General features: G+C 54.7%; 8 protein-coding genes and 1 tRNA gene. 6 read left to right on the top strand and 3 right to left on the bottom strand.

Annotated elements, in window-relative coordinates:
* Positions 1–47: 47 nt before the first annotated feature.
* The 4 genes from KJW29_RS24405 to KJW29_RS24390 all read left to right on the top strand — a co-directional run bounded on the left by KJW29_RS24405 (position 48) and on the right by KJW29_RS24390 (position 6,315).
* Entirely contained in the window at positions 48–953 is a 906-nt protein-coding gene (locus tag KJW29_RS24405; RefSeq protein WP_214626596.1) for an ABC transporter permease, read from the top strand.
* 16 nt (positions 954–969) lie between these two features.
* Positions 970–1,848, top strand: a complete 879-nt coding sequence (locus KJW29_RS24400) for a carbohydrate ABC transporter permease (protein WP_214626595.1) — start codon at positions 970–972, stop codon at positions 1,846–1,848.
* 65 nt (positions 1,849–1,913) lie between these two features.
* Positions 1,914–3,641, top strand: coding sequence for a type 2 periplasmic-binding domain-containing protein (locus tag KJW29_RS24395; RefSeq protein ID WP_214626594.1), 1,728 nt, complete (start codon positions 1,914–1,916; stop codon positions 3,639–3,641).
* Positions 3,642–3,738: 97 nt separating this feature from the next.
* Positions 3,739–6,315, top strand: a complete 2,577-nt coding sequence (locus tag KJW29_RS24390; protein ID WP_214626593.1) for a discoidin domain-containing protein — start codon at positions 3,739–3,741, stop codon at positions 6,313–6,315.
* Between the two features lie 65 nt (positions 6,316–6,380).
* Here KJW29_RS24390 and KJW29_RS24385 read toward each other — a convergent pair whose 3' ends face one another.
* Positions 6,381–7,355, bottom strand: coding sequence for a helix-turn-helix domain-containing protein (locus KJW29_RS24385; RefSeq protein ID WP_214626592.1), 975 nt, complete (start codon positions 7,353–7,355; stop codon positions 6,381–6,383).
* Between the two features lie 144 nt (positions 7,356–7,499).
* On the opposite strand from KJW29_RS24385, the gene KJW29_RS24380 reads away from it, so the two are divergent.
* Positions 7,500–10,493, top strand: coding sequence for a family 78 glycoside hydrolase catalytic domain (locus tag KJW29_RS24380; RefSeq protein WP_214626591.1), 2,994 nt, complete (start codon positions 7,500–7,502; stop codon positions 10,491–10,493).
* A gap of 208 nt (positions 10,494–10,701) precedes the next feature.
* On the opposite strand, the gene KJW29_RS24375 is transcribed toward KJW29_RS24380, so the two are convergent.
* Positions 10,702–11,343 (bottom strand): ThuA domain-containing protein, encoded by a 642-nt coding sequence (locus KJW29_RS24375; RefSeq protein WP_246608360.1) that lies wholly within the window; start codon positions 11,341–11,343, stop codon positions 10,702–10,704.
* 192 nt (positions 11,344–11,535) lie between these two features.
* Positions 11,536–11,610 (bottom strand) — tRNA-Arg (locus tag KJW29_RS24370).
* 316 nt (positions 11,611–11,926) lie between these two features.
* Between KJW29_RS24370 and KJW29_RS24365 the strand changes: the two genes are divergently transcribed.
* Positions 11,927–12,961, top strand: a complete 1,035-nt coding sequence (locus KJW29_RS24365; RefSeq protein WP_087571775.1) for a sugar-binding transcriptional regulator — start codon at positions 11,927–11,929, stop codon at positions 12,959–12,961.
* Positions 12,962–13,030 lie beyond the last annotated feature (69 nt).

Raw genomic sequence — 13,030 nt, 5'->3', positions numbered from 1 at the left:
GCTTACAATTTTTATGGAACTATTTTATAAGTAAGCAGGTGAAAGGTATGAACAAGCTTTATCGTCAAAAATGGTTGATCGCGTTCGCGTTGCCCGGATTTCTGTTTTTTCTCGTGTTTTCCTATTTTCCGATGTACGGCATCGTCATTTCGTTCCAGGACTTCGACGTCTTCAAAGGCGTATTTCGAAGCGACTTCGTCGGATTCGATAATTTCAACACGTTATTCGATATGCCCGATTTTAATAACGCGCTTCGGAACACGATCCTGATTAGCGCTTTGAAATTAATCCTGCTCTTCCCGGCGACGGTCGTTTTTGCTCTCCTGATCAATGAAATTAGCACGGGATGGTTCCGGAAATTCGTGCAGACGACCTCCTATTTGCCGTATTTCGTCTCTTGGGTCATCGCGGCGGGAATCTGGTACAAACTCTTGTCCATAGACGGCGGAGTGGTGAACGACCTGCTCGTCTCCCTTGGGATCCTGAAAGAGCCGTTTCATTTCATGGCCGATAAAGACGCTTTTTATCCCATCATTCTATTTACCGAAGCGTGGAAAAACATGGGGTTTAGCGCGATTATCTTTATCGCGTCTCTGTCCGCGATCGACGTCCAGCAGTACGAGGCGGCCAAGATGGACGGAGCCAACCGGTTCAGGCAAATCTGGCACATCTCCCTTCCCGGCATCAAAAACACGATCGTGCTCATGTTCATTCTCAATGCTTCGAACCTGCTAAAGGCGGGTCAGGATCAAATGTGGACGATGTCCAACGTAACCGTTCAGCAGCAGGCCGAAATTCTGGACACGCTCGTTCTCCGTTACTTAAAGGATATGGGCTTAATGGGGTATTCGATCGGAACGGCCATGGGCATCTTCCAAGCCTTTATCGGTCTGGCTTTGTTCATCGTGTGCAATTATTTGGCGAAAGCGGCCAAAAGCGATTCCATCATCTGATTACGGAGGCAAGGCTATGAACAAACGAAAACCGGACCTGTTCGCCGTGGTCAACGGCCTGGTCATGCTGCTCTTCACGCTGGCCTGCATCTATCCGTTCTACTACGTCTTGATCGTTTCCCTTAACGATCCGCTGGACGCGCAGCGCGGAGGGCTCTATCTGTGGGTGAGAGTTTTTTCCTTCGAAAATTATAAAGCGATTTTCCAAACGTCGGAGCTGTTGAACGCCTACCAAATTACGTTGTTCCGGGTCATCGTCGGGTCCGTTCTGCATTTGCTCCTTACCGCGATGTTTGCCTTTGCGTTAACGAAAAAGCACTTCGTATTCCGCAAATTCCTGACATGGTGGATGCTGATTCCGATGTATTTCTCCGGCGGCCTTATCCCGACTTACGTCGTTATGGATATGCTGGGTTTGGTCAACAACGTTATGGTTTACGTGTTGCCCCATTTGCTCGCGACCTTTCATATTTTGATTTTGCGAACCTTCTTGAACGAACTTCCGGCCGCATTGGAAGAATCCGCGGTTATCGACGGAGCGAGCGATTTTTCCCTTTTCTGGCGAATCGTCGTTCCGCTGAGCACGCCGGTGCTGGCGACGGTTGCGCTGTTTATCGGGGTATTCCACTGGAACGATTGGTTTTCCGGATTTACCTATATGACCAGCGAAGACCTTTGGACCGCCCAGAACGTGCTGCTGAAAATCATTCAAACCAACGAAGCGTCCAACATCGCGTCTATTTCCAAGATGGATTCGGGCTTCAAAGCGACCGTGACGGCAGAGTCGGTCAAGATGGCCATGCTGGTCATCACGACGGTTCCGGTTATCGTCGTCTATCCTTTTCTTCAGAAGTATTTCGTCAAAGGCATGATGTTAGGATCGGTCAAAGGTTAATCGGATAGGCGGTATGAGTACCTCACGGTATTTATATATAATGAAATCAAAAGGGAGAGGTTAGCATGACGATGAAAAAGAAAATGTTGGTTTCGCTGGCTATGCTGGCGTTCGCGACTTCAAGCGTTCTGGCCGGCTGCGCCAAAACGAACGACGCGCTCAAAGCGTCCAGCCCCGCGGCGTCTTCGTCCGGACAAGAGGCGACCGCTTCGGCCGAGCCCCCGGAGGAGGCGCTTCCGTCGGAGCTCACCGTGTCCATGTTCAACTGGGGATGGCCGACCGTCGAAGAATCGAAGGACAGAATCGGACCCGTGCTCGCGAAAGAACTGGGCTTCAAAGTGAAGCTAAACGTATTCAAAGTAGGAAGCTCCGACGAAGCGGATAAGAAGCTTCAGCTGTGGGCGGCCACGAAAGCGGCGGACATGCCGGACATCTTAATGACGACAAGCTCCACGCTGGCGGCGCAAACGATCGATGCGTTGGGAAGAAACGACATTCTGCTGGATTGGAACGAGATCCTGGACCGGATGCCAACGTATAAAGCCCAAGTTAGCCAACTGCTGCCGTTAAACAGGGATGTGGAGACCGGGAAGCTGTTCCGCGTGCCCCAGGGGTATGAATCGCCGAAGGGGACCAAGCCGGCTACCGCGCCGCTCATTCGGAAAGATTGGCTCGATGAGCTTGGCCTGCCCGTACCTAAGACAACGGACGAATTGCGGGATACGTTGATCGCGTTCAGGGATAACATCAAGCTGCCCGACGGGCAGAAGGTCATTCCTTCGATCGACTTCGGAGAGATGTTCTGGAACAACAAGTACATGTTCGATAATCCGGAATATTCGTATGCGGGCTCCGGCAACATTACGGTCGGTCTAAACGATTGGTTCACGGATAAAACGGACGGCAAAGTCAAACGGCATGACATGGTTTTCTCGGATAATTTGTTCGAGTTTGTGGCCTATTACAACTCGCTTTTCAAAGAGGGCTTGATCGACAAGGAAAGCTTGACGATGAAGTACGGACAATACATCGAGAAGGCGTCCAGCGGACGAGTGGGATTGTTCGGAACATGGGGCACGCACGTCATGACGGTCAACGATAGCTTGGCGAGCGTGGATCCGGACGGTTTGTTCGTCGGAACGACCGTGTTCAGCAGCAAGACGAACCCGTCGCTAGATCCGACGTTTATTAAGAAAGCCTTGTTGGGAGTCAACTCGTACTGGATTATTAAGAAGAGCATCAGCGATGAAGATCTGAATGCGTTTATCAAGTTTATGGAGTACACGATGGGAGAAGAGGGTTGGAAGTTGACCACCTTCGGAGAAGAAGGAAAGGATTGGGAGTACGATGCGAACAATAAAATCGTGGATACCCAGGCCAGCATCGAAAAGTTCAACGGAAGCCTGGTCGCGAAAATTCCGGAAGGGATCTACTATTACAGCCCTTCTCCTAACTTTGATCTTCAGGTCAAATACTATGCTCCGACCGCGTATGACGAAAGGCCGGACGTCGTAGAAACGTTAAAAAATATGGGTTATGTCGAAGGCGAACCGGTCTATAGCTATATAACCGATAAAGCCCCGTACGTCCTCCCTGGACCGATCGAACTGAAGAAGGGGGCAGGTTACGCGACCCGCTGGAAAGACATGGTCGTGTCCGGCGTGCTTGCGAAATCCGAGGATGAAATCCGGGACATTATCGCGAAGTGGCAGGAAACGGAAGTAAAACTGGGGTACGAAGAGATTTCGGAGGAAAGAACGAACAATTTGAAAACGGTTCCTGATTTGGAATAAGTTTATGATTCAGATGCGGGGTTTCTCCAAGCCAGAACTCCGCATCTCTTTCCGCAATAAATGAAAGCGCTATTATAACATAAAGGAGGAATTATTAATGAGAAAAGCCTTATCTTTTAGCGTTAGGAAGAGGATTTCTATTTGGTGCGCGGCGTTGGCCGTTTGCGTACTCGCGACGGGAATCGGCGGGCCTCCAGCCCATGCGGTTACGCCCAATGTCGATCCGTTTCCCATAGGCATATTCTGGTCTCCGGATGCCGCGAACACCACGAGCGCGAAATATCGAGAGATCAAGGATATGAACGCGACTTATGTGCTTCTGTCTAACGGAATTTACGGTTATGAACTGACCGACGCGGCATTAACGCAGTGTGCGGCGGCCGGGCTGAAATGCGTCATTCAAGATAATCGATTAGGCTCGCATAAATTCTACGAGGAACAAACATTGGGCAACGACGGAAAGTTCGTATCGAGCACTCAGTCGTTAGGGCAAACGCTTACGACTCCGGCACATCCGGATACGGCGCTCGATACCGTTCAACTCCATATCGATAAAACGCAGTGGACGGCCGGAAAAACACTTACATTAAGTCTTTACGATTCTCCGGGCAAGACGAATCTAATCGGCAGCGCCTCCATTACGGGGCCCGTATCCGATGATTATCCCGTTTTCGGTCTTTACAAATGGTTGAGCCCCAATACTTCGTATTATATGGAACTTACGAGCAACGACTCCGCTAACATTGGTTTGGTGGCCGGAAGTATAACGGACGTGTATAGCGGGGGTATGGCTTATCAGGGCGGCTCGCCGATCAGTACTTATGATTTCTGGTTCAAGCTGCATTACGGCCAGAAGATGTATAGCGGCGGGTCGGAACCTTCGGCGGCGGAAATTCAGGAAATCGCCGATCATTACAAAACGAATTCGGCGCTTCTCGGATATAATCTCATGGACGAACCCTCGGCCGAAGCCATGACGGGCCTGCAACGAACGGCAGAGCTCTTCAGGCAGGCAGATCCTAGTCATTTGACGTACGTGAACTTGCTTCCTACCTATGCGGGAAACCTCGGTTTCGGCGGACGGACGGGCGTATTCGTAAGTCCGGCCCAATCGGTAGGACAGTCTTTCAAGACCAATTCGAAGACGACCGAGATAACCACGATTCAATTGAATATCGACAAGAGCCAATGGGGAGCGAACGAGCCTTTGACTCTGAAGCTGTGGAATTCTCCCGCCAAAACGGCATTGATCGCGCAGCAGACGCTGTCGGGGGCGAGCACGGATTATCCGCAATTTACTTTGAACGCGCCCGTGAGCCCGCATACGACCTATTACTGGGAGCTTACCCATGGGGGCGGCGGGGACGATTCGGTCGGTTGGGTCGTGAAGTCGGCGAGCGGAACGGAATGGGAGAAAGACGGAACGGCTTACGTGGCGGGCAGCCCCGCGGATGGCGACTTCTGGTTTACGCTGAATCAAAACCTGACGGCTTTCTCCTACGAAGATTACGTTTACCGCTGGGCTAGCAAAGACCCCGATTTCATGATGTACGATCATTATCCGTTCAGCTTAAGCGGCGGGATCAGCGCCGATTATTATTCCAATATGGAAATCATCCGCAGGCAGTCCCTGGCGGCATCGATCGACTTTTGGACCTATATTCAATCGGTCGGCATCACCGGGGCGCTTCGGGCGCCTACGGAAGGAGAAATGAGGTACCAGGTATACACGAGCCTAGCCTATGGGGCTAAGGGGATCAATTACTTCACCTACGAGACCCCGTCCGGACAAGGAGAATCTTTCCATGACGGCATTTTGTTGCCGGACGGGTCCAAAAACGCTTCGTATACGCATGTCCAAAATATGAACGCGGAGGTATTGAAACTTGGACCTAAGCTACTGTCGCTGACCTCCCGGGCCGTTTATCATACCGGAACGCTGCCCGCGGGCACGACCGCGCTGCCTTCGGGCTTTGTCCTTCAGCCGTCCAATCCTTCGGATCCGTTAGTAATCGGATACTCGACGGACGCCGACGGACGCCGATATGTTATGGTGACTAACCGGGATACGGTCAATTCGAGAACCGTGTCGTTCACTCTTTCTTCCAAACCGGGCACGGTCACGGAAATCTCCAAAACGACGGGAGGCGAAGCAGCCACGAATTACAATCCGGCCACGGGTACAATGTCGTCTGCCTTTGCTCCGGGAGAGGGCAGATTGTACGCATTGCCGATAGCTCCTTCGAACCTGGCTCTTCATGCCGCGGTCACGGTAAGCAGCGAATATTCGGGCTGGCCGAAGAGCAGGCTTACGGACGGAAACAGAATGACGAATTTTTCGACGCAGACGGGAATAACGAGCGACCATGCCGAATGGATAGAAATCGATATGGGGCTTCCGGTCGCCTTTAACAAGGTTGTTCTTGTCGGCCGTACCGAGCCTTACGGTTACCCGAAAGACTTTAAGATTCAAGTGTGGGATGGAGTCAATTGGCAGGATCGGGTGACCCGAACCAACGAAGCTCAGCCTGTCTCGGGAGCGGCGCTTGCCTATACTTGGGGGTACGCCGATACGACGAATAAAATCCGAATTTCCGCATCGGGGCTGCGCCCGGACAATAACGGGCATTATGTTCTTCAGCTGGGAGAGATCGAAGTTTATAACGAGCTATAACGGCAAAAACCGCCAGTACAACCCGATTCCGGGATGGACTGGCGGTTTTATACGTATTGATCGCATTAATCGTTGAGCATCGCCTGCTTGCGGTATTCGCCGAGCGACAAGCCCATGGCTTGGCGGAAGACGCGGCTCAGCGACTTCCACTGCTCGTAGCCGACCAAGGGAGGCAGGTCCATGATCGCCACGCTGCCCTCGCGAAGGCAGCGGCAGCAGGCTTCGACGCGGATATCCTCCAGATGCCGGCGGAACGGGCGGCCTGTCTCCGCGGCGAACAAGCGCGACAGCTGCCGCTCGCCGATGCCCGCGGCACGGGCGACGACGGCGACCGTCAACGGCTCCGCGTAGTGCGCTCGCATATAGGCCAGCGCCTTGCGTACGGAAACGCCGGCAGAGGGACGGCTACTCGCACGAGAAGCCGCCTCGGCAGATGGCGCCGCGATTTCGCCGTCCTCAACAAGGTCGGCATGGCGATAGACGGCGGCGAGCAGACTTAGTACGCCGCTCCATAGCGACAAGGGCTCTGCGGGGCCAATGTATTCGGCATGAAGGCGGGTGAAAAGGCCGCGAAGCTCGTCGGAGTCGTCCCGGACACGCAGCCAGCTCCGTCTTTTGGCGTCATGGTCTTGGCCATGGTCATGATAGCTGTTCCCGGAAAGCCAATTCAGGAATTCCGCTATCCCGTCGTCGCCAAGAAAAGCGGACAGTCTGGACAGCGCAGCCTTACTGATCAGGCAGTTCAGCACCTTCAGGCGTTCGCCATGAGAGCTCCGCGAGGAGCGGGAGCCGCTCGCCGAAGGACGGAAAATATGGCTGATGCCAACAGGTATCGCGAACAGATCGCCTCGCTCCGCTTGCAGCGGGACGCCGTCCACGTAATGCGTACCTCTTCCCCCGGTGACGAGAATCAGCTCGACGAAGTCGTGATCGTGCTCGGACAGCCACAGGTTTTCTACGGCCTCCTGCACATAGACGTCGGGATGCCGACCGAAGAAATGATGTTCCATATAATGTTGAATCGTTCGTTGCACAGTCATGCGTGCAAGACCTCCAAAGCTTCGTTCGATATGTCTGTTTGACGGCTAATAATGTCTGAATAGGGTATAAAAATGCCTCTGTCCCCATTCTACAATGGAAATTAAGCGATGTCATTCGTGAATCGATGAGAGGGAGGACGCAACATGACTGGAGTGCTCAAAGAAGGGGCATGGAAGGCGAAGTGGATCTGGGGTGGCGAGGAGGAGAGTCCCCGTAACGAATGGAGATGGTTCCGCCGTTCCTTCGATTATCCAGCCGGGCTGTCCCCGGACGCGAAAGCGACATTATGGATCACCGCGGATTCGCGGTACGAAATCTACGTAAACGGGAAGCGCATCGGACGAGGTCCGGCGCGATATTACCCGTCTACTATTTTTTACGATGCTTATGAGGTAGGGCATTTGCTCCGCAAAGGGGAACGGAATACGTTTGCCGTCCAGGTGATGCACTTCGGTATCAGCAACTTTTATTATTTGCGCGGCAGAGGCGGTTTGTTGGCGGAGCTGTCCGTTTCTCATAAAGGCGGGGAGCCGCTGACGCTAGCCGCAACTGATGGAGAATGGCGTACGTCAAGGCATGGCGGCCACGGACGGGGCATCTCGCGCATGTCGTGTCAGCAAGCGTTCGCGGAGCGTATCGATGCCCGGCAATACGATGCGAACTGGAGCGGCAACGATTATGATGATCGCGCATGGGCGAGTGCCGACGTCATCGGAGAGGTCGGCATGGCGCCTTGGACGTCGCCGCAGCCTCGCGATATTCCCTTCCTGACGGAGGAGCCCGTCTTGCCTGTCAGCGTGTTGTCGATGAACAGGGTGCAGCCTTACCGGTTGACGGCTTTCATTGATAATTATGCGTTAATGAAGCCGCAAGGGGAGGAAAATGCCAACCCGTTGTGTTATGCAGGAGTATTCGCCACGACGCTGCGCCTGCAGGAAGAGGCAGAGGTTCGTATCATGCTTAACGTCAGCGGCCTTGGCATACTCCGCGTTGGCGGAGTAACTCTTAAGCCGGAGCAGGCTCCTCCGTTGCATCACTTCCGAACGACGTTGCCCTCCGGGGACCATCTGCTCTTGTATACGGCGTTTGGTCCGGATCACGGCGGCATGCAACGTATCGGCATCGATTGCGACAAACCGATCGAGTGGCTACAGCCGCCTGTCGCCGATGACAGCCGGACCGCGGCAGGAGAACCGGGAGAACCGCTAATAGATGAAACAACACTGACAAGGCGGGAGGAAGCGGCATCGCAGTTCGCAATCATCGGTTCGCAGGGCGCTTTCACTATCGTCGACTACGAGGACCAGGCAGCGCTGTTTGCCAAATGGGAGGCGGCAAGTTCGGTCCTCTCGGAGGCTGTCGCGGAATGCGCTACATTGGAGGAGTTGGCCGGCCGCGGATTCCCCGCCAAGCCTATCCCTTATTTATACGCCAATGAAGAGGACGCCTTCGCCCCTCAATTCGCGAAGCGGGTGTCGGAGCCTTATGCCGTGCCGCTATCGCTCGCCCAAGCCGCCGTATCTTCGGCGGATCCGGGAATCGTGCCGGTATTCGCCGATGGCGATACGGAGTTTACGCTGGACTTCGGCAGAGAATGGAGCGGATATCTGCAGTTCGAGCTGGAGGCTGAGCCGGGCGTGACGATCGATTGGTACGGCGTGGAATATCGTAAGGGAGACTACGTCCAACACACCTTCGGTTTGGATAACACGCTGCGTTACATTGCTCGCGAAGGCTTTCAGCGATATACCTCGCCCGTACGTCGGGGGTTTCGCTACCTGATCGTGACGGTCCGCGGCGCGACGAAGCCAGTGCGTCTCCATGGCGTCCGCGTGCTGCAAAGCAACTACCCGGCGCCGGAGATCGGCGCGTTCCAGAGCTCGGATGCCAAGCTAAACGGTATTTGGGAAATGGCCAGACATACGACCAAGCTGTGCATGGAGGACACGTTCGTCGACTGCCCTGCCTATGAGCAGACGTTCTGGGTAGGCGACAGCCGCAACGAAGCGCTGGTGGGTTATTATTTGTTCGGGGGGACAGAGCTTGCGGAGCGTTGTCTGCGGCTGGTGCCGGGATCCGCCTTTCAGACGCCGCTGTACGTGGATCAGGTGCCGAGCGGATGGACCAGCGTCATCCCGAACTGGACCTTCTTCTGGGCAGCTGCCTGCGTGGAATATGCGGAGCATACCGGCGACCGGAAGTTCGGCGCAGAGATGCTTCCGCACATCTTGTTCACGCTTCGCCATTACGCGGAGCGGCTGAACGGAGAGGGGCTGCTCGAGATCAAAGGATGGAACCTGCTCGACTGGGCGCCGATCGATCAGCCGAACGATGGCGTCGTCACGCATCAGAACTTGTTGTTCGCGCAAGTGCTCAGGCAAACAGCCGGCCTGGTTGCTTGGGCGGGAGGCGCGAAAGAGGACGGGCGCTGGTGCGAGGAGACAGCCGCGAAGCTGGCTGAAGCTATTAATGCCCATCTGTGGAGCGAGGAGCGCGGGGCTTATCTGGACTGCATCCATATGGACGGGAGGCGCTCCGATATATTCAGCATGCAGACGCAGGTGATGGCGCTGCTGTCCGGCGTGGCCGAGGGAGAGCGCAAGGGGCGGCTGATCGGCTATCTGGCGGAAACGCCGGACGGCTTCGTGGAGATCGGAAGCCCGTTCATGTCTTTCTTCTATTATGAAGCGCTTATGAAGCAAGAAGGCAATGTAACCCGCATGCTTGAAGATATGCGATACAACTATGGCTTCATGATCGACAACGGAGCAACGACATGCTGGGAGATGTACGGGCATACGACGATGAACCGGGCGAACGAAAACGATTTGACGCGCAGCCACTGCCATGCATGGTCGGCCGCCCCGGGTTACTTCCTGGGAGCTTACGTGCTGGGCGTGCGCGCCGCCGCACCGGGCTGGACAAAGGTTATCATCGAACCTCAGGCGGGGGATCTGGATTGGGCGCGCGGAGCCGTGCCGCTGCCGGATGGAGGCAAGGTGGAGGTGGCGTGGACGGCGAGCGAGGGCGGGATATCGACGCTCGAGATCGCGGCGCCGGAGGGCATCGAGCTCGACATCAGAGTGCCGGCTGCCTGCGAGGTGTCGACAAAACGTATGAAGTCGTTGCAAATGTAACCGGAAGCCCGGTCAGGCGATTTGTCTGATCGGGCTTCTTTTCGTATATACGCAATAAGAGCCCATGGCTTCCCTTCCCGCATATTTGTTCCCGTTAACACTTTGTACCAAACGATCTATCGCATACATATTGCCGAAGCAGACAGGGGGAGCGGGACTATACTGTGTATACATTTCTCGCATTGACTGGAACGTAGCTATGAAAAAATTACACTTCCTGTCCTGCCGCCCACAGCCCCGCGTTTAGAATAAAACAGCGGTAAGCTTCGACGTGGAAGGAGGAGAGACCGTGCCCAGGCATGAGATAGACGACTCTCCCTAGTCCGTAGGAATGCGCCCATGCAGCGGGCCATCGCCGCCCCTCATGCTCATACTCGGCAAGGACGGTCGTAGTCATAAGCGGATTCATATCGAACCGGTAAGGCTCGTCGTCGATGGCAAAGGAATCCAGCCCGCGCAGGATCGGGTGATCGTTGTCGGTCGGCGTGATCGAGAGAGTCGTGAGCGGAGGGTGGCTCGTGAATCTGCCTCCGAGCATACAGGTCAGTTCGTCGTTCCGCTGCAGGGAGATGCCGTTATGGATAGCGAGAAGTCCGCCTCCGTTCGCTACGTAGCTTAGCAGCGCGGCGACCTGCGTGGCGGGTAGCGGCTGCTCCTCCATAAATTCCGCATAGGAAATGAATAGCCGGTACTTTGCTAGCTCCGACGTCTCGAGTTTATCGTAACGATCGGTGCAGGCGACATCGATCCGCTCCTTGAATATGAGCTCCAATTCTTTATCGACGCCTTGAAAAGGATGGTATTTGGCATCCTCGTAATGTCCCAACGCAAGCGCTTTGATCGTGTTCATCTGTACACATCCCCTCCGTTAGAATCGCCCTGTGCGGCAGGCGCAGGCTGTCCATCCAATTGTAAGCGTTTTTCTTTGGCCGTTCAACAAATGTTCGGAGGGGCATCCTTGCCTGAACAACGCCTAAACAACACCCTGAACAACAAAAAAGCCGTCCAGCAGAAGCTGAACGGCTTGTCTCTTAAGTTTAAGTGGCGCGCCCGCTAGGAATCGAACCTAGATCTCAGGCTCCGGAGGCCTACGTCATATCCATTGGACCACGGGCGCATGTCATTTGAAACGGCTTCCATCGTCCTTGGGGGAACGCGACGCGTTTCAGTCGGAGAAATAAAGGTGAAGTATGAAAAACAGTAGCAAAAATGATTATATGACATTGACGTATCGAAAGCAAGAGCAATTCGAAAATTAAATTTGTGTAAGATGTGACGGCAATCGCTTTCATCCGACTTTTCATACTTGCAGACGGGAAATGAATTGGTTAAAATAAAGGTGGGACTTAAAATGAGTAAGTGGGACGTAATGTGTCCAACGATTCGTGGCGGTCTCTGGCAATAATTCGAATCAGATGGAGTGAAGGCTAGAGATGCGTCAACTCATTGAAATGCAGCAGCAGCTTGTACCGGAACTTCTGGTTGCGATGAGGACACGGTATTCCATTCTGAATCACGTCATGCTTGCAGGCACGGTCGGCAGGCGGACGCTCGCGGGCGAGTTGTCGATGACGGAGCGCGTGCTGCGGGCGGAGACGGACTTCCTCAAGGAACAAGGACTGCTGGAGATCGGGACGGCGGGGATGTCGATCAGCGAAGAAGGCAGAACGCTGCTGGAGCGGCTGGAGCCCCTGTACAACTCGATGTTCGGTCTGTCGGAGCTCGAGGAGCGAATCAAGTCGTATTTCGGATTATCGCAGGTGATCGTTGTTCCGGGCGATTCCGAAAACTCGATGCAAGCGAAGCGTGAACTTGGCAAGGCGGCGGGGCAGGTGCTTCGCGAAGCGCTTAAGCCAACGGATGTCGTCGCTGTCACGGGCGGTACGACAATCGCGCAGGTGGCAAACCAGCTTGCGACCTCGACGGCGCTGAAGTCGGTAAGGTTCGTTCCGGCAAGGGGCGGGCTTGGCGAGAGCCACGATTATCAGGCCAACACAATCGCTTCCACGATGGCCAAGCGGACGGGCGGTCAATACAGACTGCTGCACGTGCCGGACCATCTGGGCGAAGAAGCTTTCGCTTCATTAATGCAGGAGCCCAACATCCAGGAGCTTGTCGAAGTGATCCGGAGCGCGAGAATCGTCGTTCACGGCATCGGCGACGCGATGGTGATGGCGAGGCGAAGGAAGCTGGAGCAGGCAATGGTCGACGAGATTGCGGAGGAAGGCGCGCTGGCGGAGGCGTTCGGTTATTATTTTGACCGTAGCGGGGCCGTCGTGCACAAAATGCAGACAATCGGGTTACGGCTCGACGATATTGTGAAGACTGAAGTTGTTATAGCCGTAGCTGGCGGCAAGGACAAGGGCGAAGCGATCGCGGCGGTCATGCGGTTCGGGCACAACGATGTGCTGGTGACGGACGAAGCGGCGGCGCTGGAGATTGCGGACTTGATCGGGCAGGAATCATAGCAGGCATCATGACGCGAAGCGAAGGCGCTGGCCCAGTCGGCGCGAAATGCGGAACGTCTTGAAATATAT

The organism is Paenibacillus agaridevorans (genome assembly GCF_018604145.1).
In the GTDB taxonomy this organism is placed as follows: Bacteria; Bacillota; Bacilli; order Paenibacillales; family Paenibacillaceae; genus Pristimantibacillus; species Pristimantibacillus agaridevorans.
This window is presented reverse-complemented; position numbering and strand designations above follow the sequence as displayed.